Annotated in this window: 41 protein-coding genes; 33 read left to right on the forward strand and 8 right to left on the reverse strand. The window is 63.3% G+C overall.

Going from position 1 to position 22,264, the window contains the following annotated elements; all coding sequences use genetic code 11:
- Positions 1–6: 6 nt before the first annotated feature.
- From MXAZACID_RS02260 to MXAZACID_RS02285, 6 genes are all read right to left on the reverse strand, one after another.
- Positions 7–303 carry a MarR family transcriptional regulator gene (locus MXAZACID_RS02260; protein ID WP_008492422.1) on the reverse strand — a complete coding sequence of 99 codons (297 nt, stop codon included), beginning with the start codon at positions 301–303 and terminating at the stop codon, positions 7–9.
- A gap of 43 nt (positions 304–346) precedes the next feature.
- Entirely contained in the window at positions 347–574 is a 228-nt protein-coding gene (locus MXAZACID_RS02265; RefSeq protein WP_008492424.1) for a hypothetical protein, read from the reverse strand.
- Positions 574–1,266 (reverse strand): hypothetical protein, encoded by a 693-nt coding sequence (locus tag MXAZACID_RS17580; protein ID WP_144052617.1) that lies wholly within the window; start codon positions 1,264–1,266, stop codon positions 574–576. The genes MXAZACID_RS02265 and MXAZACID_RS17580 overlap by 1 nt, the downstream gene beginning before the upstream one ends.
- Complete coding sequence (locus tag MXAZACID_RS02275; protein WP_039884664.1) at positions 1,263–1,505, reverse strand: hypothetical protein; 243 nt, start codon at positions 1,503–1,505, stop codon at positions 1,263–1,265. Before MXAZACID_RS02275 ends, MXAZACID_RS17580 begins: the two co-directional genes overlap by 4 nt.
- A gap of 105 nt (positions 1,506–1,610) precedes the next feature.
- On the reverse strand, positions 1,611–2,114 hold the full coding sequence (locus tag MXAZACID_RS02280; protein WP_008492426.1) for a hypothetical protein: 504 nt from the start codon (positions 2,112–2,114) through the stop codon (positions 1,611–1,613).
- A 100-nt stretch (positions 2,115–2,214) separates the two neighbouring features.
- The gene (locus MXAZACID_RS02285) at positions 2,215–2,670 is read right to left on the reverse strand and encodes a hypothetical protein (protein ID WP_008492427.1); all 456 of its coding nucleotides are present in this window, start codon (positions 2,668–2,670) and stop codon (positions 2,215–2,217) included.
- Positions 2,671–2,720: 50 nt separating this feature from the next.
- Between MXAZACID_RS02285 and MXAZACID_RS19630 the strand changes: the two genes are divergently transcribed.
- The 16 genes from MXAZACID_RS19630 (at position 2,721) to MXAZACID_RS17600 (ending at position 9,001) form a co-directional block, all read left to right on the forward strand.
- Positions 2,721–2,951 (forward strand): helix-turn-helix transcriptional regulator, encoded by a 231-nt coding sequence (locus tag MXAZACID_RS19630; RefSeq protein ID WP_205619721.1) that lies wholly within the window; start codon positions 2,721–2,723, stop codon positions 2,949–2,951.
- Complete coding sequence (locus MXAZACID_RS17585; RefSeq protein WP_008492428.1) at positions 2,951–3,334, forward strand: NUMOD3 domain-containing DNA-binding protein; 384 nt, start codon at positions 2,951–2,953, stop codon at positions 3,332–3,334. Before MXAZACID_RS19630 ends, MXAZACID_RS17585 begins: the two co-directional genes overlap by 1 nt.
- 125 nt (positions 3,335–3,459) lie before the next feature.
- Positions 3,460–3,789: a hypothetical protein gene (locus tag MXAZACID_RS19635; RefSeq protein WP_144052618.1), complete on the forward strand. Its 330-nt coding sequence runs from the start codon at positions 3,460–3,462 to the stop codon at positions 3,787–3,789.
- A 5-nt stretch (positions 3,790–3,794) separates the two neighbouring features.
- Positions 3,795–3,989, forward strand: a complete 195-nt coding sequence (locus tag MXAZACID_RS02295; protein ID WP_205619722.1) for a hypothetical protein — start codon at positions 3,795–3,797, stop codon at positions 3,987–3,989.
- Positions 3,990–3,991: 2 nt separating this feature from the next.
- Positions 3,992–4,195 (forward strand): hypothetical protein, encoded by a 204-nt coding sequence (locus MXAZACID_RS02300; protein ID WP_008492430.1) that lies wholly within the window; start codon positions 3,992–3,994, stop codon positions 4,193–4,195.
- Positions 4,195–4,332 carry a hypothetical protein gene (locus MXAZACID_RS19090; RefSeq protein WP_168118372.1) on the forward strand — a complete coding sequence of 46 codons (138 nt, stop codon included), beginning with the start codon at positions 4,195–4,197 and terminating at the stop codon, positions 4,330–4,332. Before MXAZACID_RS02300 ends, MXAZACID_RS19090 begins: the two co-directional genes overlap by 1 nt.
- Positions 4,329–4,529 (forward strand): hypothetical protein, encoded by a 201-nt coding sequence (locus tag MXAZACID_RS02305; RefSeq protein WP_008492431.1) that lies wholly within the window; start codon positions 4,329–4,331, stop codon positions 4,527–4,529. The genes MXAZACID_RS19090 and MXAZACID_RS02305 overlap by 4 nt, the downstream gene beginning before the upstream one ends.
- On the forward strand, positions 4,526–4,756 hold the full coding sequence (locus MXAZACID_RS02310; protein ID WP_008492432.1) for a hypothetical protein: 231 nt from the start codon (positions 4,526–4,528) through the stop codon (positions 4,754–4,756). The genes MXAZACID_RS02305 and MXAZACID_RS02310 overlap by 4 nt, the downstream gene beginning before the upstream one ends.
- Positions 4,753–4,956, forward strand: coding sequence for a helix-turn-helix domain-containing protein (locus MXAZACID_RS02315; RefSeq protein WP_008492434.1), 204 nt, complete (start codon positions 4,753–4,755; stop codon positions 4,954–4,956). Before MXAZACID_RS02310 ends, MXAZACID_RS02315 begins: the two co-directional genes overlap by 4 nt.
- Entirely contained in the window at positions 4,953–5,210 is a 258-nt protein-coding gene (locus MXAZACID_RS02320; RefSeq protein WP_008492435.1) for a DUF2312 domain-containing protein, read from the forward strand. Before MXAZACID_RS02315 ends, MXAZACID_RS02320 begins: the two co-directional genes overlap by 4 nt.
- 3 nt (positions 5,211–5,213) lie before the next feature.
- Positions 5,214–5,783 (forward strand): YfbR-like 5'-deoxynucleotidase, encoded by a 570-nt coding sequence (locus tag MXAZACID_RS02325; RefSeq protein ID WP_008492436.1) that lies wholly within the window; start codon positions 5,214–5,216, stop codon positions 5,781–5,783.
- Positions 5,780–6,313, forward strand: a complete 534-nt coding sequence (locus MXAZACID_RS02330) for a hypothetical protein (RefSeq protein ID WP_008492437.1) — start codon at positions 5,780–5,782, stop codon at positions 6,311–6,313. Before MXAZACID_RS02325 ends, MXAZACID_RS02330 begins: the two co-directional genes overlap by 4 nt.
- 207 nt (positions 6,314–6,520) lie before the next feature.
- The gene (locus MXAZACID_RS02335) at positions 6,521–6,745 is read left to right on the forward strand and encodes a hypothetical protein (protein ID WP_008492438.1); all 225 of its coding nucleotides are present in this window, start codon (positions 6,521–6,523) and stop codon (positions 6,743–6,745) included.
- The gene (locus MXAZACID_RS17590) at positions 6,745–7,845 is read left to right on the forward strand and encodes a hypothetical protein (RefSeq protein WP_008492439.1); all 1,101 of its coding nucleotides are present in this window, start codon (positions 6,745–6,747) and stop codon (positions 7,843–7,845) included. The genes MXAZACID_RS02335 and MXAZACID_RS17590 overlap by 1 nt, the downstream gene beginning before the upstream one ends.
- Positions 7,842–8,519 (forward strand): hypothetical protein, encoded by a 678-nt coding sequence (locus tag MXAZACID_RS17595; protein WP_008492440.1) that lies wholly within the window; start codon positions 7,842–7,844, stop codon positions 8,517–8,519. The genes MXAZACID_RS17590 and MXAZACID_RS17595 overlap by 4 nt, the downstream gene beginning before the upstream one ends.
- A gap of 23 nt (positions 8,520–8,542) precedes the next feature.
- Complete coding sequence (locus MXAZACID_RS17600; protein WP_205619723.1) at positions 8,543–9,001, forward strand: hypothetical protein; 459 nt, start codon at positions 8,543–8,545, stop codon at positions 8,999–9,001.
- A gap of 37 nt (positions 9,002–9,038) precedes the next feature.
- On the opposite strand, the gene MXAZACID_RS02355 is transcribed toward MXAZACID_RS17600, so the two are convergent.
- Entirely contained in the window at positions 9,039–9,983 is a 945-nt protein-coding gene (locus MXAZACID_RS02355; RefSeq protein ID WP_008492442.1) for an arabinofuranosidase catalytic domain-containing protein, read from the reverse strand.
- Complete coding sequence (locus MXAZACID_RS02360; RefSeq protein WP_008492443.1) at positions 9,980–10,297, reverse strand: hypothetical protein; 318 nt, start codon at positions 10,295–10,297, stop codon at positions 9,980–9,982. The genes MXAZACID_RS02355 and MXAZACID_RS02360 overlap by 4 nt, the downstream gene beginning before the upstream one ends.
- A gap of 61 nt (positions 10,298–10,358) precedes the next feature.
- Between MXAZACID_RS02360 and MXAZACID_RS02365 the strand changes: the two genes are divergently transcribed.
- From MXAZACID_RS02365 to MXAZACID_RS19095, 17 genes are all read left to right on the forward strand, one after another.
- Positions 10,359–10,688, forward strand: coding sequence for a hypothetical protein (locus MXAZACID_RS02365; RefSeq protein WP_008492446.1), 330 nt, complete (start codon positions 10,359–10,361; stop codon positions 10,686–10,688).
- Positions 10,685–11,002 carry a hypothetical protein gene (locus tag MXAZACID_RS02370; RefSeq protein WP_008492447.1) on the forward strand — a complete coding sequence of 106 codons (318 nt, stop codon included), beginning with the start codon at positions 10,685–10,687 and terminating at the stop codon, positions 11,000–11,002. The genes MXAZACID_RS02365 and MXAZACID_RS02370 overlap by 4 nt, the downstream gene beginning before the upstream one ends.
- 60 nt (positions 11,003–11,062) lie before the next feature.
- Positions 11,063–11,386: a hypothetical protein gene (locus tag MXAZACID_RS02375; RefSeq protein WP_008492448.1), complete on the forward strand. Its 324-nt coding sequence runs from the start codon at positions 11,063–11,065 to the stop codon at positions 11,384–11,386.
- Positions 11,387–11,393: 7 nt separating this feature from the next.
- On the forward strand, positions 11,394–11,912 hold the full coding sequence (locus MXAZACID_RS02380) for a glycoside hydrolase family 108 protein (protein ID WP_008492449.1): 519 nt from the start codon (positions 11,394–11,396) through the stop codon (positions 11,910–11,912).
- A gap of 268 nt (positions 11,913–12,180) precedes the next feature.
- Entirely contained in the window at positions 12,181–12,714 is a 534-nt protein-coding gene (locus MXAZACID_RS02385) for a terminase small subunit (RefSeq protein WP_008492450.1), read from the forward strand.
- The gene (locus MXAZACID_RS02390) at positions 12,711–14,741 is read left to right on the forward strand and encodes a phage terminase large subunit family protein (protein WP_008492451.1); all 2,031 of its coding nucleotides are present in this window, start codon (positions 12,711–12,713) and stop codon (positions 14,739–14,741) included. The genes MXAZACID_RS02385 and MXAZACID_RS02390 overlap by 4 nt, the downstream gene beginning before the upstream one ends.
- A 3-nt stretch (positions 14,742–14,744) precedes the next feature.
- Entirely contained in the window at positions 14,745–15,308 is a 564-nt protein-coding gene (locus tag MXAZACID_RS02395) for a hypothetical protein (RefSeq protein WP_008492452.1), read from the forward strand.
- 122 nt (positions 15,309–15,430) lie between these two features.
- Complete coding sequence (locus tag MXAZACID_RS02400; RefSeq protein ID WP_008492454.1) at positions 15,431–16,897, forward strand: phage portal protein; 1,467 nt, start codon at positions 15,431–15,433, stop codon at positions 16,895–16,897.
- A complete protein-coding gene (locus MXAZACID_RS02405) occupies positions 16,894–18,861 on the forward strand; it encodes a phage major capsid protein (RefSeq protein WP_008492455.1) in 1,968 nt (655 codons plus the stop codon). The genes MXAZACID_RS02400 and MXAZACID_RS02405 overlap by 4 nt, the downstream gene beginning before the upstream one ends.
- A 52-nt stretch (positions 18,862–18,913) precedes the next feature.
- Positions 18,914–19,093 carry a hypothetical protein gene (locus tag MXAZACID_RS02410; protein WP_039884666.1) on the forward strand — a complete coding sequence of 60 codons (180 nt, stop codon included), beginning with the start codon at positions 18,914–18,916 and terminating at the stop codon, positions 19,091–19,093.
- A complete protein-coding gene (locus MXAZACID_RS02415) occupies positions 19,090–19,449 on the forward strand; it encodes a hypothetical protein (RefSeq protein WP_008492456.1) in 360 nt (119 codons plus the stop codon). The genes MXAZACID_RS02410 and MXAZACID_RS02415 overlap by 4 nt, the downstream gene beginning before the upstream one ends.
- Entirely contained in the window at positions 19,449–19,781 is a 333-nt protein-coding gene (locus tag MXAZACID_RS02420) for a hypothetical protein (protein WP_008492457.1), read from the forward strand. Before MXAZACID_RS02415 ends, MXAZACID_RS02420 begins: the two co-directional genes overlap by 1 nt.
- Positions 19,778–20,344: a prophage LambdaW5, minor tail protein Z-like protein gene (locus MXAZACID_RS02425; protein WP_008492458.1), complete on the forward strand. Its 567-nt coding sequence runs from the start codon at positions 19,778–19,780 to the stop codon at positions 20,342–20,344. Before MXAZACID_RS02420 ends, MXAZACID_RS02425 begins: the two co-directional genes overlap by 4 nt.
- Entirely contained in the window at positions 20,320–20,880 is a 561-nt protein-coding gene (locus MXAZACID_RS02430; RefSeq protein WP_008492459.1) for a hypothetical protein, read from the forward strand. Before MXAZACID_RS02425 ends, MXAZACID_RS02430 begins: the two co-directional genes overlap by 25 nt.
- Complete coding sequence (locus MXAZACID_RS02435) at positions 20,877–21,419, forward strand: phage baseplate assembly protein V (RefSeq protein WP_008492461.1); 543 nt, start codon at positions 20,877–20,879, stop codon at positions 21,417–21,419. The genes MXAZACID_RS02430 and MXAZACID_RS02435 overlap by 4 nt, the downstream gene beginning before the upstream one ends.
- Positions 21,420–21,462: 43 nt before the next feature.
- Positions 21,463–21,828, forward strand: coding sequence for a hypothetical protein (locus tag MXAZACID_RS02440; RefSeq protein ID WP_008492462.1), 366 nt, complete (start codon positions 21,463–21,465; stop codon positions 21,826–21,828).
- On the forward strand, positions 21,821–22,264 hold a 444-nt coding region (locus tag MXAZACID_RS19095), incomplete at its 3' end, for a hypothetical protein (protein WP_008492463.1). The genes MXAZACID_RS02440 and MXAZACID_RS19095, both read left to right, overlap by 8 nt.

Below are 22,264 nucleotides of genomic sequence, written 5' to 3' on the forward strand. Positions count from 1 at the left end.
GCCTCCTCAGACGAAGTTGGCGGCGAATTTCCGCCCGGCCGCACTGAGGACAAGATTCACCGAGCGGCGATCGTTCATATCGAGCTCGCGGTGCAGGAGGCCTTCCTCGGTCAGCCGGTCCGCAGCGCGGGTAATGGCGGGCTTGGAGACGCCGAGCTCAGACGCCAGGCCGCGCTCGGTCTGTGTGCTGTCACGGCACGCCATGATGACGCTGAGCTGGCGGGTGGTCAGGCTGTCTTTGCCCGTGCGCAGCAGGAAGGCCAGCGCGCCGGAAATTGGGAATGGTTCGACCGAACCGGACATAGGGTGTTCCTTTTTGGTTAACGAAAGTGGGAAGCAGGCGGCGCTACTGGCCGGCGCCGCTGGGCGGATCCGAAGGCGCGGCCGGCGCAGGGGGCAGTGCATCGATGCTGCGCAGGAAATCGATGTGATCCGCGGCGACCTTGAGCAACGCGCGGGCGGCATCCTGGTTGTTCGCGGCCCAGGTGCGGCAGAAATACAGAGAGGCCCAGCTTTCACCAGTCGCGAACTTGATCCGCGCCGCGGCCTCCAGGGTGGGATTATGCAGGGCCATCAGGACGGCGGTGCGCCGGCGGCGGCGCTTTCCATGATGGCTTCGACGCGCTGGAACAGGCCCTCCACCATCTGCGGGAGCGCGGCTTCCATCCGGGCTTTCCAGGCCGGCAGCATGCCGTTGGCGTCTGAGAGCTCGAGCAGCGCTTTGCCCAGCCCCAGCGCCAGATGGCATTCGTGCAGGTCCGTCGCCCGCTTGCCGTGCTCGGCCCGGATGGAGGTGACGAGGCCGAACAGCACCCGCGCCGCGGCCAGGCGCCGGGCATCCAGGCGATCCGCGCTGTCAATCTGAGGCATATGCGGTGTGGCGCTGCTGGGCGCAGGGGGCGTCCCTTGTGCGGCGGGCGGCATATAGGGCGTATCACCCTCGCGCGGCGGGGGCGCGTCCGGATGGCGGATGACAAGATCAACCGGGACGGCGTGCAGCTCGACCTGCACGACGAGATCACTCACGCGCCGGAATGTGCCGTGCAAAGCCGCGCGCTCGGCCGGCCTCAGGTTGCGCCATTTCTGGATATCGAAATCGCCGAAGAGGATGCCGCGCGGCTCGTCCCTCTGCAGTCGACCCACGGACATGCCGTGATAGATGCACCAATCCATAGCGCGCTCGCTGGCGGTTCGAGGGTCGCCGGCAATGGCCTTAAAGTGAAACACCAGATTAACGGCGCGCATGCCCGGTTCGAGCGCGCTCATCCGAACACCACGAGTGCGAGGAAGGCGAGGGCGATGCAGAGCATGAAGGCGATGCCGGCGCCGATCTCGTCGAGCGTCAGGCCGCCAGCGGCATCGCGGAAATCATCCCAAGCCGACATTTCATCGTGCGGCTGCAGGAAGTCGTTGCGCGTGTCACGCGCGGCGGCTGGGTCGAAACGGCCGGGATCGTTAAAGAAACGACTGGGCGCGCTCTGTGGGGACGTGGGCGCAAAAGGCATTGTGCGGCTCCATCTGGGATGATGGAGCCAAAATGCGCATTATTGCGCAATCAGTCAAGCGCAATTTTGCGCATTTATTTTTACCCCTGTTTGTTGTCGGGCGGTCTAATCAGCAATGTAGATTTCGTGGGTAAGCACACCATCAACGGATGCGTAAATCCTGCCAAACTGGGCGATGTTGCCGAATGCGGTGCTGTCATCAAAAAGAGTGCTGACTTTTCCTGTCTGTATCGTTCCGTAGATATAGTAATAATCTTGATTGTCTCCGATGATCGGCGACACCGACCAGCTCCAGGAGGGGCTAATAACTACATCAGCCTGGACCGTTCCGCAGGGGTGCTTTTTAGTTAGGGTGAGGGCATGAAGTGTAGCGGCGGCTTGATGGCTTTTGGCGTCGTATCTTGCCGCGCTTGGTGGGTTCTCTAGCTTTGCGCCGGCTAAGTCGCCGCCATACGTGAAGATCGCTCCAGCAGGAACAATGATTGGACCACGCGACCATTCAGCCGCCCAGTCTGCTGGGTCTTCGTTTGCAGCGCAGATCTTCAAGCCGCCTGCTGCTGCCGCCACAGGGACGAACGCAAACGTGATAATCGCAGCAAGACGGAGCATGGGTTAAAATTCCTATTTCGTGTTGACTCTGCGTTTTAGGTCAGCAATGTTCCGGTTATGTTCTTCGTTTGTGGTGAGTGAAATGGGAGAGGTTGTTTGTTTATCCAGCTTTGCGGCGCGCAATCCTCGTCACAGCTTCAAGGATATCAAGGGTTGCAAGCTTCGTGGCAGTGTCCATCTCGATCCAGAGGCCGAGAAGCTTCTTATTCTCAGGCGAATCGAGCAAATTGCTGAGAACCTCGGTATCGACGTCGACCGCCCCTTCAAGTTGAGGCGTAGTCCCGTAGGGCGTTGCAGTAAGCTCGAAGAAGGGTGACTCCGCTTCCCGCTGCTCGCGGATGGCGTCCCGAAATGTTTTCAAAAGACTTACCGTGGAAGCCGACAAGAGGTGGGTGTGCTTTTCGTCCATCACTTTGTTCAGCGTTGACGGGCGCACGCCAATTTGTGTCGCAAGAGCCGAAGGTTTTAGGCCTGCCTCTTTCGCCACCTCCTTAATGAGTTGTTGGTGCTCTTCACGGATTTTTCGGCGGTCTAGCATGTGCGCAATTTTGCACATGTGAGCTTATTTCGTCTCGGCGCAATTTTGCGCTTTACGCCGGCGGGATAATGCGCAATATTGCGCAAATGTCCATGACATATTTATCCGCCACGGAGCTTGAGAAGCTCGGCCGCAATAATGGCTGGTCACTCGCAGCGCTTTGTCGTGAGGCAAAGGTATCTCCTTCGAATTTTGCTCGCTGGAAAAAGGGGGCAAACGGCATGACGCTGCGCATTTACGAGCGCGTTTACTCTGTCGCTTCAAGGAAGCGGGGCGCGCCCGGATCGGAGGCCACGTGATGGCGTGGCCAAAGGGCAAGACCCACTCCGCCGAGACGCGGGCGAAGATGTCCGAGGCGAAGCGCGGCAAGGCCCACTCCGCCGAGACGCGGGCGAAGATGTCCGAGGCGCAGCGCGGCAAGGCCCACTCCGCCGAGACGCGGGCGAAGATGTCCGAGGCGCAGCGCGGCAAGGCCCACTCCGCCGAGACGCGGGCGAAGATGTCCGAGGCGCAGCGCGGCAAGGCCCACTCCGCCGAGACACGGGCGAAGATCTCCGAGGCGCGGCGCGGCACTGATGTCCGAGGGTTGAGCGATGCTGACTACCATGATTTTCGATGCTTCCGTGCCAAGGGGTTCACGCGCGCCGAAGCGCTCAAGCTCGTTCAGGGTGGTCGGCTGTGACCCGCGCTTGCTTCCTCGGCCCGATCTGCCCCTGCGGCCGCGCCACGCGCGGCCCGGTCTGCTCCGGCTGTCTCGAATTCCGAATTCACGCCCAATCGCCGCGTGCCGGTTCCCCCCGGAACCCGATGGCGCGCGCCGTAGGCGGGGATGGTGGTGGTTCTAACGCCATCCCCGCCGCCTTCATTTCTCAGCTCTGCCGGAAACTGGCCCGCCCCCGGTATGTAGCTCCGCGTTCGCGCGCGGGGCAGGGCTATCTTGGACGTTTCCTCCTTGACCTTGCCGGCGGGGCTTCGCGCTCCGCCGGTCTTTTCCATGGTGGCCCCGTCGTCTCGACCATTCGTGTGTTCCTTTCACCGTTCGTCGCTGAACAGAAAGGAACACGAAAATGGTTGGAAAAAGTAGCGGACAATCGCCGCGAAATTTTCGCGGAGGTCGAAGCATGGGCTGCTGTCTGAACAGCTTGATCCTGGACCACTACGGCCAGCTCGCCAGCAAGCGGAAGCTGCTCGCGCGTGACGCGGGTGTGAGCGACCGCACGGCTGAGAATTGGCTGCTTGGCAAGAACGATCCGCAGATCAGCTGCATCATGTCTATCGCAAAGAACAATCCGGCTTTTCGTGCCGATTTCATCGCCTGGCTCGAGGAGCGCACCTAAAAATGTCCGCACGTGATCGTTGGTTTTATTTCACCATCGAGTTTGGCCGTTTCGGCTGGAGCCGCCCGGCCGTGCCGACGTTCCCCCGTCAACGCAATCTTGGCGTCATCTGCATCTCCTACGGCCTTGGGTCGATCAAGGATGCGATCACCCAGCAGCTGATCAAAGACGGGCGCGGCCCGTTCCGCATGGAGCGTGGGCGCTGATGTTCCGCGATCTCCCCGCCGTGCTGCTGGTCGCCCTGCTGGTGTGCATCGCCACGCTGTGGGGGATGGGCGTACCGCCGTCGGCGGTGGCGGCCACGCTGAGCGCCGGCATCGCCGGCCTGGTGGGCGGATCATGACCGGCGCGCCGCCATCGATCTTCACCTGCACCACCTGCGCCGCGCCGGCAGTCGCCCTGCGCCCTGGCACCGCGCCGCAGATGGTGGTGGGCATCATCACGTCCCGGGGCGAGCCGAGCGAAGCGTGGTGCATGCGCCACTGGCTGCACCAGTTCGGCCAGCGCGGGCAGCAGGATCTTTTTGGAGAGGCGCAATGAATCACGTCGCCTACGAGACCGCGAGTAAAAGCTTCTTCGTCCTGCGCGACGGCAGAGGGAAATACTCGGTTCTGAAGAACGAGCCATCCTCGGCCGTCGTCATCAAGACGCACGTCAATCAGCGCAATCAGGCCGCTGCTTACGAGGCGGCCGTTCAGCACGCTGACCGGCTTGAGGAGATCAAGCATGGAAGCGGTGGCCGGGACCGGCTTGAGGCTGTCCAGTGAGCGAGACCATCGCCCTGGCTGATGTCTACCGTCGGATCAACGCGCACGTTGCCGCGGTTGGGCAGGCGGAGATTGCGCGGCGCATCGGGGTGACGCGGCCATACGTAAACCAAATGGTTAACGGCCTTAAGCCGATCTCCGACGCACTGCTGCGCGAAGCGGGCCTTCGCCAGCGGACCATCTACGAGGATATCAAATGAGCCAGTCGACAGAGGAAAAGCCGACGAACATTGCCGGCGAGCGGTTGCGCAGCATCATCGAGCGCGTCGAGCGGCTCGAAGAGGAGCGGAAGGCGCTGGCAGGCGACATCAAGGATATCTTCTCCGAGGCCAAGTCCGCCGGGTTCGATGTGCGGATCGTGCGCCAGGTGATCAAGATCCGGAAGCAGGAGCCCGCCGATGTCGAGGAGCAGGAGACGCTGCTCGATATCTATCGCCGCGCGATTGGGATGTAGGCCATGCGCCCCGAGATCCTCACCGCAACCGGCGTCTATTTCAGCCTCGTCCGCCCCGACCCCGATGACATCCGCATCGAGGACATTGCCCACGCGCTGGCGAACACATGCCGCTTCGCGGGCCACTGCCAGCCATTCTATTCCGTGGCCGAGCATAGCGTGCGTGTGGCCCTGTGCAGCCGCGTGCCCAGCTGGCTGAAGTTCGATGCCCTGATGCATGACGCGGCCGAGGCCTATCTCGGCGACATCCCGACGCCTCTGAAGCGCCTGGTGCCGGAATTCCGCGAGGTTGAGCGCCGGATCGAGGATGCGATCGAGGCGCGCTTCGGTTGCCACCAGATCCACCACGAGCTGGTGAAGGCCGCCGACCTAGCGCTGCTGGCCACCGAGCGGCGTGACCTGATGCCCGCTGCCGATAATGGCGAGTGGGAAGTGACGCTTTCCGGCATCGACCCGCTGCCGGCGCGCATCACCCCCATGTCGCCCCGCACCGCGGCGCGGCTGTTCCTCGAGGCGTTCGAAAAACACGCCCCGCTCGATCTCCTCCCCCTGTCCGTGAAGGTGACTGCATGAAAAAGCTGACCTTTACCCTCCCATATCCCCTGCTGCTGCCAAACCGGCGCGGTCTGCCCGCCAACCGCGCGGCGGCCGCGGCCGCAATCAAGAAAGAGCGCGTGATGATGGCGATGGAAATCGCTGCGCTGCTCGCCGGCATCCGCCCGGTCGAGCCCATCCAATACGCCCGGGTGTGGGTGTTCCGTCACAGCACGGGCCAGGAGCCGGACCGGGATAATTTCAACGCCGCGTGCAAGGGCCTGCTCGATGTGCTGCAGCCCTCCACCGCGAAGCGCAGCTATGGCTTGGGCGTGATCGAGAATGACAAGCCGGGCCGGTGCGATCTGCGCATCCACCATGTGCATGCCAAGCACAGCACCCAGCAGATGACGCGCGTCATCATCACCGAGATCGACGCGGCCGAGATCGATGCCGTGCGCGCCGCTGTCGCCAAGGAGGCGGAGCAGGCTGCAAGCCTCATCGGTGTTCATGGCGCCCCGCTGGGGTTAGACAAGGATGCCTCGGCGAAGGCGCTGGCGGCAGCATAAGTTTCAGGTGGCAGACCCTCTGACAGCCCGTCCGCGTCGGGCTGCGAAGGCGATCCTCCCTAACCACGACGGCCTGTAGAGTGTTACCGGCGTGGGGTGGGCAAAGCCAGTCTGCCAAAAAAAACGATTTGGCTAAGGATCGCAAACGCATTTCCCCGCTTACCTTTGAGAGAGCCCATGAAGAGGTCAGAAAGAGACGCACGAGGCGTGCAGATCCGCGTAGAGCTGCTGGCGCTGGTCAGCTGGTGCCATCGGCATAACAAGCCCTGGCCGCCGCGGATGAACCTCGCCAAGCACTTCACGATGAACAGCAACGCCGTCGACTATCACATGGCCCGTCTCATCCGGGAGGGCGCGGTGAAGCGCATCGCGCCGGGCGTGTTTCGTCTTCCATCCCCACCCGCGCCGCTGCCAGCGCCACAGGAGGCATAATGTCCCGCATCCGCAGTATTCACCCGCGCATCTTCACGGATGAGCATTACGCCTCTTTGAGCATCTATGCCCGCGAGCTCCTCAAAGGCCTGTGGTGCGAAGCTTGGGATGATGGCGTCGTCGAGTGGCGCCCGATGCGCCTGAAGATGCGCATCTTCCCGCTCGATACCGTCGATGTCGAGGCGCTGCTGGCCGAGCTGGTGCGTGAGAAGTTCATCATGCATCTGGATGCCGGCGGCAAAGAGTTCGCCGTGATCCGTAATTTCCGGAAATGGCAGAAGCCGAAGAAGCCGATGGCATCCGGCGTGCTGCCCGATCACCTCCTCGCCTATATCGGCCTCAAGCCCGGCGAGTCGGCTGGCAAGGTCTATGGCGTTGACCAGCCTGCGCCGCCGGCGCCTGGCGATGATGAGGATCATGACGAAGTTGGCGCTCCGCCGGTAGACGCCCCACCAGTGGAGAACCGGTTCCGAACCGGTGGGGAAATCCCGCGTCAGAAGGGAGGAAGGGAGGAAGGGAGGAAGGTAGAGGGTTCACTTCGTTCACCCCCTCCGCGCGAGAGCGCCACCGGGACGCCTGCGGCGCCCGTGGGGGAGGGCTCTTCGAGCAATCAACCCGAGGATGGCGATTTCCAGGCGTTCTGGGCCGCTTACCCAACCGAGGCACGCACAGCCCCGGATTACGCCCGCCGGGCCTACGCCAAGGCCCGCCAGCTCGGCGCCACCCCTGCGGCCATCCTCAGCGCCCTCGCCCGTGAGGCAGCCCGCTGCGGCGCCCGGGGCATGCTGGCGCCGGCCGCTTGGCTGAAGGGCGGCTCATGGCGCATGGCGGCCGATGAGCCGCCGCGCGCTGCGGCGCCGGTGGCGAGCGATGCCCGGCTGGCCGGGTTCGGCATCGAGGACCACATGGCGCTTGGCCAGTGGCGCGAGGCGCGGGCGAACGCCTGGCGCACACGCAGCGCCGCGCATAACGCCATGCCGGAAGATGAGCGCCGCCTCGCCCTGTGGGACAAGATTGAAGGGTATCGGCCGCTGGTGGCCCGCTTCCTGCTCGCGCATGAGCCCGCCGGCACCGAGCAGGGGGAGAGCCTGCCCGTATGACGATCTGCGCCACCGCCTTTCCGATGCTGCGCGAGCTGCTGCATGCTGGGGCGGAGGTGCGCGAGATCGCCGTGGCGCTGCAGGCCAAGCTGGGCGCGGTACGCCGGGCCATCACGGGCAACGGGCTGGTGCGGGGGCAGATGGACCTGTTCGCCGACTGGCGCCCCCGCCATGTCCCGCCCGCTGGCCCGGGCGCCATCCACGCGCCCGCCGCGCGGGTATATCCGGAATTCCGGCCGGAGATGTTCTCTCGACACCTGGCGCCTGCCGACACCGCCCCGCTGCCGCAATCCGCCCAGGAGATCGCTGACGTGATCGGTCGAGAGCAGACCCTGCGGTTGATTGGCGGCCTGCCGCGCTTCGTGTCGAAGGACAGCCGGTATCCCAATGCCAAACGGCAGGAGGTGATCCTCTACGTGCCGAAGGCGCTGGATGAGAGCCACCGCCTGGCGCAGCTGATCGGGCTGGAGGATGCCCTTAAGCTGGTGGATGCGTTCGGTGGGGAGATCCTGAAGCCCGCCACCTGCCAACACGTCATCCGGGATTTTTGGCGCCGCTCCATCCCCGTGCTGGCGGCGAGCGGCATGCAGGTGCCTGATATCGCCGAGGCGCTGGGGTTCAGTGAGGCGCAGGTGGTGCGGGAACTGAGGAGGACTTTGGAATGCAGAAATTGATCTTGAAGCGCCGCCCGTTCCTGGTGCGCCTGCTGCGCAGCTATCGCGGGTGGCGCGCGGCGGGGATGGCCCGGGTGGATGCGGCACGGGCGGCTTGGTTCATGGCATTCCGTGCTGGATGGTGGGAGATAGCCGTGGTTGATTTTGGTGGGATTGGTGGCGTGCCAGGCGGCCGGCCGTTGAATACCGATGACGATTTCGAGATGGCGGTGAGTGCGGTGCTTGGCGATCAGATGCGCCGCGACAAGACGCTTTGCGTCGAAGTATGGTCCGCACTGTCCAACGTGGATTGGTGCAATGATGTCGGCGACACCGCGTCATACAGCTTCCGCGCGGCGGGCGACATGATCGCCGCGATCATAGGACGCGGCGACTATATGGATTGGTATTGCTCCGGCCCTTATGGCGTTGTCAGCGAGCGCGTTGAAGCTGCGCTCGCTCAACAGGGGTGGCGGCGGATGACCGCTGAAGAGCGTGAGTGATGAGCAACCATTGAGCGCTTCTCAGTGGTTGCCAAGATCATTGGCCAGCGATCCCGTAAACAAGCCCATCGCTATGTTCGATCTGCTGGCGCTGTGCGTCAGAAAGGGCGGTCGAGAATATCATCAGCTCCATGATAACAGAGCCGCCTCCGATATACCCTGCGCCGGAACTGGTATTCAGAATCGCGTTTGAGGAGCCGACAGATGACCCGTTATAGTAGAGGTCAAGCGCGCCAGATTGCCAAAGCGCGGTCGCCACGAAAAGAACGTCTTGGCGAAGCATGCTTGCGTAAATCGAATTTCCGGATCCGACATGCATATCTAAATAATTGCTGTTTTCGGAACTTATCAGAGCACGCCAAGTTGCGGCGGTGGAGCTGAACGAGCCAAACCCTATGATGCCCGGATTAAACGCCGCGGCTAGGTTAGGTACCGTTGCGACCGCGACGTAAGTCGAGGGGGCTGACCCAGTTGCGCTGGCGGATGCAGGTATGGCCAAGCCGGCCGACGCATTGCTTGCGTCGAGAGCGGGCTTTCCTACGCGCGTCACCAGCGATCCATTATTCACGACGATCCCCTGATCCGCTGCCGTCGTTTGCGTGGCGTCATAGCCGTTCCCGCTCTGGTCATACCAAGTAACGAGATAGCAAGAGGTAGCAGAGCAAAATGACATCAGCGCCTTCAGGTTTACCCAGTCATGCCAGAAATAGATTGCCTGCTGGGCGTTGTCTGAAGCTCGGCGCACCAAGATGTCAGGGCCATTGTACGAGGCGTTCAGCCGGCGGAAACTGTACTCGGCTATCGGTTTTGTCGTCATCCAGTTGGTGACGCAGCATTGCGGAGGCTGTGGACCGATCAGCCGAGCGGTTGAGGTCTGGTAGATCGCGCCCGGCGGCGCTGGCTGCGCTATGGCCATCGACGCGATGCCAGCCAATCCAAGCGCAGCAACCACCAGAAGCGCGAAGCGCGTTGCCCTGATCATTGCGCGTACTGGCCCTGGTAGGTGACAGACGCCACGGGGCTGCGCAGCCAGATCTGCTTGCTGCTGAAGAACGGATAGCTGCCGCCGGGCTGGATCGTGGCGACCGGATTGGTCGGCGTGGTCGGGCCCACCCCGATATCGATCGATCCAGTCCCGGCATCCTGGATATATCCGCCAACGCGGCTGGAAGAGGCGGGAAGGACGGCGGTCCACGTGTTCGCGGTGGCGCTGGTGGTGCCATACAGTTCGGATGCGGTTTGGGCAGCAGCGCCGAAAGGAAGCAGCGCGATCGCCAGAAAAGCCAGAAATTTCATTGTAGGCCTCGATCTGGTTAGGCGCACAGCCTGGCGCACCCGTCTTGCGGCATCCTCCCGGGTGATCCTGCTCCCCCGGGAGGATGGGCCGCTGCCCACGCGCAATGGTAGCGGCATGAAGGCATTTCTGCGCGCGCTTTGCTGCGACGAAGCCGGCATTCCCGATGAGGCGAATGTCGTGTTTTTCGTCGCGACGGCCACGCTGGTGGCGGGTGCGTTTCTTGAATCGTTCGGACGCCAATTCCCGCTGGGCGAATTCGCCGCGGCAATTTGCGCGCTGATCCCGCTTTACCGCGCTGCCCGAGGCGACTGGCGCGGCGTTTCTTCAGCTGCGACCGAGGCGCGCGGCAATTCTTCACCTGACGCCTCTTCCGAAAAGGACAAGCCATGACTTCCATCGTCGATACCGCCCTCACCGATGCCGCTGAGGCCGCCAGCATTGCCGGCGCCGTCACCGGCTCTCCGATCGCCACCGAGGTTGCCAAAGGCGTCGCTGCCGCCGAAAGCGTTGCCTCCTCCATCGAGGCCAGCACCGCCGCTCACGCCAGCGCGCTGGATACGGCGTCTTCCGCCGTCACCACCCTGGCGACCGCTGCGGCGCCGGTCATCGCCACGCTGCCCGCCGAGGATCAGTCCAAGGCCACCGCCAGCCTGGGTTTGCTGGCGACCATCCTGGCGGACCTGAAGTCCATCTTCGGCCTGTAATTTATTGGCGGGGCTTAGGCCCCGCCTGTTTTTAAGCAGGGGGCTGCGCGGCAAATCGACATGACTGAATACGATAGGGAAATTGGCGCGTTGTCGGGAAAGGTCGAAGCCCTCACGGACGACATCGAAGAGGTCAAGGATGACGTCAAGGAGTTGAAGGGCGACATGAAGCGCGTCCTCGCCTACATGGACCGCGAAGAAGGCGGCCGCGCCGCAAGAGACAAGCTGCAAGCGCGCTGGGACCGTGAGGCAGGCGCGTCCGTCGCCAATCAACATTTTCAGGTTGAATTGACCTGGACGAAAATCATGGCGCTGGCGGCGATGGTTGGAAGCCTGACCGGCCTTATCGCGCTCGCTCCTCATTTCTTTTTTCACATGGGCTGATCCCATCATGACCGACAATTTTTCCACCTGTTTTGCCTTCACGGTCGGCGTCGAGGGTGGCTACACCGCCGACCCCAGCGATGACGGCAACTGGACGGGAGGCGCGGTCGGCGCCGGCATTCTGCGCGGCACGAAATACGGTATCAGTGCGGCTTCCTATCCCAATCTGGACATTAAAAACCTTACAGCAGCAGATGCCGAGCGCATCTATCGCGCCGATTATTGGCCGGGCATTCACGGTGATGATCTGCCTCTGCCTCTTGCGCGTGTCGCTTTCGATGCCGCTGTGAACAGTGGCGTAAGACGATCGACGATATATCTACAGCAGGCTGCTGCCATCTATGTGGATGGGGTGTTCGGTACGAAAACCATGGCTGCACTGGTGAAGGGCGATGCGGTGCGGTTGGCGACAGATGCGCTTTGCTATCGTGCGATCTATCTATCCGGCTTGCCCACATGGGGCGTGTTCGGGTTGGGCTGGATGCGGCGTGTGCTGTCGCTGCATCAAGCCGTCATAGCGCCGTGAACGCCGCCGCGCGATGCTCAGAAACCCGCAGAAATCAGCCAAAAATCACATGAAAGCAGCGGTGCCGCGACGTACAAATGCAGCAATGTCTATCAGTCCCGTGGGAAAATGGGTCCTTCCGGAGGGTGGCCAAGAGCGGGGCGGGGAAACCCGCTTTTTTTGATGTGAGGGTGGTTTTTGAAATCCGGTTTTATGTTTCAGGCCGTGCTGAAAAACCGCTGATTTCTGCGGTTTGTCGTCGTTTTCGAAGTAAAGTGAGGGCTTTCCCGTGGCATATACCGGCGCCGGCCAGCGTGTAAACCGGGTTGTTCTCGCCGACTTCCTCGGCGTCAGTCTGCCCACCATCGACACGATGGTGCGCAACGGCTGCCCGGTAATCCAGCGCGGTGCCCGGGGCCGGGAATGGATCTTCTCCACGGCCGATGTCGTACGCTGGCAGACCGACCGCGCTGCGGAGCAGGCAGCAGGAAAAGCCAAAGCCACCAAGGATGAACTCGAGCGCCGCAAGCTTGAGGCCGAAACGCAGCTGGCCGAGCTTCAATTGGCCAAGGCCAAGGAACTGGTGGCGCCGATCGAGCAGATGGAAACGACGATGAGCCGGGCTTTCGCTGCGGTGCGCGCCGGCTTCCTCAACCTGCCCGGCCGGGTCACGCCCCTGCTGATCGGCGAGACCGACGAGCGCAAATTCAAGGCCGTCCTGCTCACCGAGGTCCGGCAGACGCTCGAGGCACTGGCCAATACCGATCTGGCGGCTGGCGAGGAGGGCGAAGAGGAAGAAGAGCAGCCCGCGCCGGCTGGATGAGCGCATCCGTCTTCCCGGCGGATATCGAATCTCTATTCGCCAACGACGCTCAGGTGGCTATCTCCGCCAGGCGCTCCTCGATCCACCTCCTGCCGCCCCCCGACCTGCCTCCATCCGTATGGGCCGAAAACAATGTGCGCATCCCCGAGGGGAATGCCGTGCCGGGCCCGCTGCGCATGGCCAACGCGCCGTACCAGCGCGAGCCACTCGATATGCTTATGGACCCGGATTGCTACCGGATCAGCCTGAAGTGGGGCGCCCAGGTCGGCAAGACCACGATGGCGCTCTGCCAGCAGGCGTTTTGCATCGCCCAGGCGCCCCGCAGCCAGATGATGATGCAACCGAGCCAGGGCGATTTGGCAACCTGGCTGGAGACAAAATTCAATCCGCTGGTCGAGGCGAATGCCTCCATCCGGAACCTCATCGCTAAGCCGCGCGGCCGGAAGGGCGTGAACAACCGAAACATGAAGTCATATCCGGGCGGCTTCATGATGTTCGCCTGGTCGGGGTCGACCAAAACGATGCGCGGCCGGTCGGCGCCGGTGATCGTGTGCGATGAGGTCGATGGCTACGAGGTGACCGAGGAGGGCCACCCGGTCGGCCTGCTCTGGCAGCGCGCCGCGACCTTCGGCGACCAGCGCTTCCTGGTCGAGATCAGCACCCCGACCATCAAGGGCGCCAGCTATATCGATGCCGCCTTCGAGGCGGGCGACAAGCGGCGCTTCCATGTTTGCTGTCCGGCATGCGGCGAGCACCAGGTGCTTGCATGGTCGCGGGTCACCTGGAGCGGGCGGCGCTCGACCGGCATCGATGACGCCGAGCTCGACAAGGCGGATGGGATCGAGCATTTGCCGGAGACGGCGCGTATCTCCTGCGCGGTATGCCCGGCGTCGTGGGATGACGGGCAGCGGATCGCGGCGATCCGAAACGCCGAGGCCGCGGGCGCCGGCTGGAAGGCGGAGAAGCCGTTCAAGGGCCATGCCAGCTATCACATCAACGAGCTTTACAGCACGTTCCGGCGCTTGCGGGACATCGTGCAGTCATACCTCGACAAGCTAGCCACGGATGACCTGCAAACCTTCGTCAACGTGTCGCTTTCGGAAACCTGGGAGGAGCAGGGCGAGCAGGCCGACGCCACCGGGCTGATCAGCCGCCGCCGCGTCTGGCTGGCGCGGGTGCCTATGGGTGGCGTCTATCTCACCGCCGGCATCGACATGCAGCAGGACCGCCTCGAGGTCGAGATCGTCGCGTGGGGCGTGGGCGAAGAGTCGTGGAGCGTGGATTATCATGTGCTGTGGGGCGATCCTCTGCAGGTCGATGTCTGGGATGATCTCGATGATCTGCTCGCCTCGACTTATGAGCATGAGAGCGGCGCTGTGCTGCCCATCGCGGCGGCATGCCTCGATACCGGTGGCACCGGCGGCATGAGCCAGGCCGCCTACGACTATGCCAAAGGCCGGACCGGGCGCCGCTTGTTTGCCATCAAGGGCGGCGGCAGCTGGGGAAGCCCGATTGTCGGGGCGCCCAGCCGTCGGCAAAGCGGCAAGCGCGCGCGCAAAGTCGACCTGTTCACAGTAGGCGTCGACGAGGCCAAGCTGGTTGTGATGCGCCGGCTGAACGTGCCGCGCCCCGGGCCCGGCTATTGCCATTTCCCGGACGGCCGAGACGAGGAGTATTTCCGCCAGCTCACCAGCGAGAAGCTGGTCACGCGGTATGTGAAAGGCTTCCCGGTCCGCGAGTGGCGCAAGCCGGACAAGGCGCGCAACGAGGCGCTGGATTGCCGCGTTTACGCGCTGGCGGCGCTGAAAATCATGAACCCCAACCTCCTCCGGCTTGCGCAGCGCCTGGCCAAGGATGCCGCAGATCGCCCGCCACAGGCAGCTGTCGAAGCCGAAGATGTGCCGGCACCGCCGCTTGCATCCCGGCAGGATCAGCCCGCCCCCCGGGAGGTGGAAAGCCCCCAACGTCAACACTCTGGCCATCGAAAATGGCGACCGCGCAGCGGGGGGCCAGGAAAGCGGCGGTGATGGATGGGCGGCTGGTGCGACGGTGACGGCAAGCGGGTGAACCTGGCGGATATGACGGCCGGCACGACGGTGTCCGATGTCGTGCTTTTGCGTGATTACCCGTCCTCGGCCTGGGCGCTCAGCGTGGCGCTGCGCGGCCCGCAGCCGATCGACATCGCCGGCACGCCGCAGCCCGACAACAGCTGGCTGATTTCCGAGACCAGCGAGGCCACCGCTGCCTGGGTGGCCGGGCGGTATTGGTTCAGCGTGCGCGTGACCAATGGCGGCACGGTGGTTGAGGTGGGTAACGGCGAGATGCAGATCCTGCCGAACCTCCAGGCAATCGAGGCGACGTATGATGGCCGGTCTGAGGCCGAAATCGCGCTCGACGCCATTGACGCCATCCTCGCCAAGCGTGCCACGCGCGACCAGGAGCGCTACCGGATCAACAATCGTGAGCTGGTTCGGACGCCGATCAAGGACCTGATCGCCCTGCGGGCATATTATGCCGTACAGGTGTCGCGCGAGCGGGCGAAGAAGAGTGGCCGTCGAGGCTTCGGCCGGGCCGTAAATGTGAGGTTCGGCTGATGCGGATGCCTTTCCTCAAGCGCGGCGCTCCAGCAGTGCCAGCCGCGCCGGCCGCCGATTATGCGCCTGCACCGGGACGCGGTCAGCGCCGTAGGGGGTTCTGGCTTAGCGCCGCCGCCGGCATGTTCAAGGCCTCCCAGGTCAAGGAAAATGACCGCTGGCCGGCAATCCCGGTTTCGCCGGATGTGTTTATCTCGACGCGTCAGCAGATCCTTGTCGCGCGGTCGCGCGAGCAGTGGTCGAACAATGACTATGTGCGCGGCTATGTCCGGCGCTGCCGGCAGAACATCGTCGGCGAGCACGGCGTCAAGCTACACAGCCGTGTGGTGAAGAAAAACGGCAAAGCGGACAGCCAGGCGGTAAAAGCCATCGAGGCGGCGCATGCCGAGTGGTCGGAGCCGGGAAACTGCGATGTGACCGGCAAGCTGTCTTGGCGCCACCTGCAAGGCCTGGCCATCGAGCACGCTGTGCGCGATGGCGAATTCATCTTCCGCAAGATTCGTGGCGATAACGGCGGAAAGTTCGGGTTTGCGCTTCAGGTTATCGATCCCCAGCGCCTGCCGATCAAATACGAGCAGACCCGCTGGGGCGAAAACGGAAATTTTGTACGACAGGGCATCGAGTTCAGCCGCTTTGGCAAGCCGATCGCCTACCACTTTTCCAGCGTCGATGAGTGGGATGACTATTTCTACAATTTCGCCGGCCAGGGCTTTATCCGCGTGCCTGCCGACGAGATCATCCATGGCTTCGTGACGGAGATGGCCGGGCAGCGGCGGGGCATTCCCTGGACCTCCACCGGCCTGTTTCGGATGCACCACCTGCAGGGTTTCGAGGACGCGGCAGTCCAGAATGCCCGGGCCTCCGCGACGAAGATGGGCTTCATCAAATACCGCGAGGGCACCGGCCCAGAGCTTGATGATGATGCGGATGTTGCCGGCAGCATCGAGGCTGAGTCGCTCAGCTTCCACGAGCTCCCGGAGGGGGCCGAGCTCGACAAGTTCGACCCGCAATATCCCAGCGGCGAATTTGCTGTCTTCACGAAGGCGATGGTGCGCGGCGCCGCCACCGGCTGGGGCGTTTCTTACAACAGTTTGGCCAATGATCTCGAGGGCGTGAATTTTTCCTCGATCCGCGACGGCAAGCAGGATGAGCGGGATAATTGGAAAGAGCTTCAGGCCTGGTTGATTGAAACGCTGATCCGGCCCGTTTTCCGTGAGTGGCTGGCTCAGGCGCTATTGCGGGGCCTGGTGGTTACGAATGGCGGCAAGCCCTTGGCGGCGCACCGGCTGAACGATTACCTCGACGCTCATTTCCAGGGGCGCCGCTGGCCCTGGATCGATCCGAAATCCGACGCGACCGGCAAGGTGACGGAAATTCGCGCCGGGCTGAACAGCCCATCCAACGTGATCCGTGAGAGCGGCAAGGAGCCGAACCGCGTTTATGAGGAGATCGCCGAGGACATCGAGCTGATGAAAGCCGCCGGCATCCCAGAGCAATTCATCATGGTGATGATGGGCCTGCTGCCGGCACCCGAACCATCCACCTTCAAGGGCGACGAGTCGGTCGCCAAGGAGCCAGAGCCGGCATGATCGACAAAATCGCAACCCGCCTGCACGAGATTCGTGAGAAAGGCGGCCTGAAGCGCATGGCGGATGTTGGCGCGGTCGACCTCGATGCCCGGACCATTCAGCTGTCGTTTTCGAGCGAGGCGGCCGATGTAGAGCGTTGGTTCGGCATCGAGAAGCTGTCGCATGATCCTGGCGCCGCCGACCTTTCGCGCCTGGCGAACGGCGCGCCCATTCTTTGGTGCCATGATTGGTCCGATCAGCGCGGCGTGGTCGAGGCTCCGCGGATCGACGCAGCCGACCGGGTGGGGCGGGCGGTAGCGCGCATCAGCAAGTCCCCCGCCGGCGAGCAGCTGCTGCAGGATGCCTTTGACCGCATCATCACAAAGGTGAGCGTCGGGTATCTGGTCAACGGAATGAAGCTGACCGAGGAGCGTAATGGCGAGGATGTCTACCTCGTCACCGACTGGCAGCCCTACGAGATCTCGTTCGTCTCGGTACCCGCCGACGATAGCGTCGGTGTAGGCCGAGGCGCGCCAGCCCCCCGGGAGGCGGCGCAGCGCGGCCCTGGGCACGGTGACGCTGCAAACCAACCCATTGGAGCGGTGCAAAAGACCATGACCGAAAAACACCTCCGGGATGCTTCCGGAAACTTTGTCCGCGCCCATGTGGACGAAAACGGCGCGATCGTAAGCGTCATCGAAATCATCGAGCCGGCCGGCAACGCCAGCACCGCAGCCCAGGCGCGCGGTGTGGAAGCCGAGCGCGCACGGATGCGTGAGCTGACCGAAATGGGCAATGCCTACGGCGCGAACGATCTGGCCCTGCGCTTCATCAGCGAAGGCAAGACGGCCGAAGATATGCGCCGCGAGCTGCTCGGCCAGTTTGCCGCCGAGCGCGCCAAGAAGCCGATGGCCGAGCAGGTGAAGGATGCCGAGATCGGTCTCACCAATCAGGAAGCGCGGAGTTTCTCCCTGATGCGCGCGGTGCGCGCCCTGGCCAATCCGACGAACACGGCGATGCAGAAAGACGCCGCGTTCGAATACGAATGTTCCCGCGCGGCGGCGCAGAAGGCCGGCAAGGAGAGCCGGGGGCTGATGATCCCGGCGGACGTGATGAACCGCGCGTTCTCCACCACCACGCCGACCGGCGGCCCGGGCGCGAATGCCATCGCCACCAATCTGCTGGCCGACCAGTTCATTGAGCTGCTGCGCAACCGCACCTGGGCGCTGAAGCGGATCACCATGATGGGTGGCCTGGTGGGTAACGTCGACATCCCGCGCCAGAACAGCGCCGGGCAGGCCTATTGGGTGGGTGAGGGCGGCTCGCCGACCGAGTCCGAGCCGGGCCTGGATCAGATCACCTTCAGCCCGAAGACGCTGGCGGCCTATACCGACATCACCCGGCGCCTGATGCTGCAGTCCACCCCGGACGCGGAGCAGCTGGTGCGCAATGACCTCCTGCGCGTCATGGGCCTCGCGCTGGACAGCGCCGTGCTCTACGCCACCGGCACCGATGGTCAGCCGACCGGGCTGATCAACCAGACCGGTATCCATGCTGTGAAGCTGGCCGCCGAGTATCCGAGCTATGCCGAGTACGTGCAGATGGAAACGGATATCGCCGCGGCGAACGCCGATATCGGCTCCATGTCCTATGTGGTCAGCGCCCGGGCGCGCGGCGCGGCCAAGACCACGCTGAAATTCCCGACCGCCGCCATCGCGCAGGGCGGCACCGTCTGGGAGCCGGGCAACACCATTAACGGCTACCAGACCGATGTTACCAATCAGCTAACCGAAGGCGATACCTTCTTCGGTGTCTGGTCGAGCTTCATCATGGCGATGTGGTCGGGCCTCGACATGATGGTCGATCCCTACGCGCTGAGCACCTCCGGCGGCACCCGCATCATCTTCTTCCAGGATGTGGACATGAATATCCGCCACAAGGAGGCGTTCACCTATGCCAATGCCAACGCCGCGCCGGTGGCGTAACCCAGACCGCAACCGGGGCGGCCTTGCGCCGCCCCAACGCAAGCGAGCGGACATGAGCACACAGACCACGGTTAAAGCGGTGCGCGGGTTTATGGCCGGCGGCAAGATGATCGAGCCCGGCATGGATGTCACGCTTCCTGCGCGCGATGCGAAGCAGCTGACCGATAGCGGCCGCGCCGCGCGCGTTACGGCCGAGACGGCGGAACCGAAAAAGAAGGATACCGGAAAATGAAACCTTTCCATTTCGCCGCCGTCCGTGCGGCTGCCGCGATCACCGCGACCGATGACGGCCCGCAGGTCGATCTTTCGAAGTTCTCCGGCAACGGCCATTTTATCCTGAATTCCAGTGCCTGTACCGGGGCGGACAACACCTCCAGCGTGAAGCTGCAGCATAGCCTGGATGGCACCACTTGGACCGATACAGGTCTGGTTTTCGCCAACGTGACCAATTCCGGCCCGTCGCTGCAGACGATCTATGGCAGCTTCGATGTGCTGCATAAATACGTCCGGGCGGTAAACACGCTGGCCGGCACCACGCCGGGCGTGACCTATTCGGTCGAGGCTGTGGCCGACATCCAGGGCGCCTAATGCCGGCGCCGTCTTGGGAGGATCTGGATGAGTTCCTTGACACCGACGACGAGGGCGGCTTCGCTTTTGTCGCGGTGTTTTCGTATAAGCTTGGCGGCGGCGTAACGGTGAATGGCATCTTTGAGGATGCGACATTCAACGCGCAGACCGGCGAATTCGATGCTGACATCAGCAATCCCCGCTTCATCTGCAAGGCCTGCGATGTCGAGCAGGTGAACCGCTTCGATACCGTCTTGGTCAACGAAGTGACCTATATGGTGGCCAGCCCGCCGATCGATGACGGCACCGGCATGGCCACGGTGCGCTTGTCGCCAACGGATCCGGAACTATGAATTCCGCAGGCGGGGCTAGCGGTAGCTTAAACATTGAGTTTGACACTCAGCAAATCGACGCCATGGCGCTGGATGTAAATGCCACGCTCCCGCAAGTCGAAGCTGCGCTCGCCAGCGCGCTGCGGCGGATGGCCCTGTATCTCAAAGCCGCGTCGGTAAAAGGCCTCTCGCACGAGCTGGACGTGCAGCAGAAAGTTATTCGTCGCCGCCTCTCAACTTTTCGCCTGTCTCGGAGCAGGTCTGCGCCCGAAATAAAGTTATGGTATGGCCTAAACCCGCTATCCATGGAACAGCTTGGAACACCAAAACAAACGGCTCAGGGTGTTCGAGTCGGAAAACACTTCATCGCGCATGCTTTTCTTGCTCGAGATAAAACCGGTCGGCAAAGAGTGTTTTTGAGGAAGGGAAAGGCGCGGCTTCCTATTGAAAAGCAGGTCTTGGACATCGCGGATGACGCGGAGCGTTGGATCGAAGACAAGCTTTTTGAAGGCGTAGATTTCGAAACAAAATTTTTCCAACTCTTTGAACATGAGCTGAGATGGCGAACCAAAACGGCGCTGTAGACCTCGACGCCTACCATGATGCGGTGCTCGATGCCCTGAAGCAGGAGTTCGCGATCTTCAAGACGGTCGAGGATTACCCCCAGGACCGCAAGCCCCGCGCTACGCCGGCGCTCTTTGTCGAGCTCGAGGAGCTTGAGCAGGCAAACGACCAAGATCCTGGGACCGGCCAGCAGGCGCTTAATCTGCGAATGGTGGCGCGGGTGATTGTGCCGGCCTCGGACGAAAAAGCTGGGCGCCAGGTGCGCGCTCTGGCTGCGGCGGTCGCCAGCTTTGTGCACCTGAATAAATTTGGCCAGGCGATCCTCGCCGCCCAGGTGGTGGGTGCATATCAGGATGCGTTTTCTCCCGAGCTTGATCAATATCTGGTCTGGAAGGTTGAGTGGCAGCAGGTCGGGCATTTCGGGTGCAGCGTCTACGATTGCAGCGATCCGAACGCCGAGGCGATCTTCCTGGCCTATTCCGAAAACGGCGTGAACGCCCCGCTTGATGCGTTCCACCAGGTCCTGCCGCCAGGCGGGAACGAGACGCCGAAATGAGCTTTGCTCTCGCCGACCTTGCGCGCCGCATGGCGCAGATGATCCGCTTCGGCACCATCCAATCGGTAGACCTGAGCGACCCGACAGCTCCGCGCTGTGTGGTGAGCGACGGCACGTGGTTGACGCCAGCCATCCCCTGGATCAGCGCGCGCGCCGGCGGCGATGCCGAAATTTGGGCGCCCGACCAAGGCGAGCAGGCCGTGGTATTCAGCCCGTTCGGCGACCCGGCCCAGGGCGTGGCGCTTGTCGGCATCTTCCAGATGACGATGCCGGCGCCAGCGGCCACGGCCGGCCAGCGGGTGGTGAAATACAAAGACGGCGGCATTGAGAGCTATGACCGCACAGCCAGCAAGAAGGTGATCTCGGTCCCGGCGGGGGGCAGCATCACGCTGCAGGTTGGCACCACCTCCCTCATCATCACCCAGGGCGCGGTCACTCTCAACGGTGCCGATGTCATCGCCGATAGCATCAGCCTGAAAGAGCATGTGCATACCGGCGTGACGCGCGGCGGCAGCCAAACCGACGCGCCGACTGGGTAGCCCCCGGGAGGAACAGGGCGCCGTCGCCCGGCCAAATGCGGCCATGCTCGACGGCATTTACGCCCTGATCCGCGGCGACACCTACCAGCGTTATTGGACGCTCACCGACGCGCTCGGAAATCCGGTGGATCTGACTGGCGCGCAGGCGGCGTTCGGCATTTCGTCGCTTGCCGGTGAGGTGCTGGTGAAATGCCAGATGACCGATAATCCGGCCTACATCTCTATCCCAGCCCCGACCGATGGCACCATTGAACTGGCGATCCCCGGCTCCGTCACCTCGACCCTTCAGCCGACGCCGGCCGGGCCGCCGCAGCTGATTTCCGGCCTGCAGATCATCTGGCCGGACGGGACGCAAGAAACCTTCGATATGTCGGCAATCACCATTGAACGGGGTGCGCTCGATGCCTGATGTGCAAATTATCTACACCGGCAAGCAGCAGGTCACGGCGGCGGCGCAGGCGGCCCAGGCCGCCGCCGCCCAGGCCGCCGCTGCGCAACAAAGTGTTTCCTCCGCAGCGGCAGCGACGGCATCGGTAGGCGCCGCTGCAGTTGCGGCCGCCGGCAACGCGCAGAACGCCGCCGTTCAGGCTGGAGCGTATGCGCAGACAGCCGCCCAGCAGGCGTCGTTGGCTGCCGCTGCTCTGGGCTCAACCCTTTCCGTGGCCGGCGGCGCGAGTGTGGTTGCTGCAGCGGCGCAGTCCGCGGCTGCCACGGCGAGCGTTCAGGCGGCGCAGGCATTCTCCACCGCAGGGGCGGCGTCCTCGGTCGCTGGCGCGGCCAGCGTGGCGGCGGCGGCGGCGCAATCCGTGGCAGGGGCGGCGAGCGTTCAGGCGGCGCAGGCATTC

Origin of the sequence: Acidocella sp. MX-AZ02 (assembly GCF_000306035.1) — a bacterium.
GTDB lineage: Bacteria > Pseudomonadota > Alphaproteobacteria > Acetobacterales > Acetobacteraceae > Acidocella > Acidocella facilis.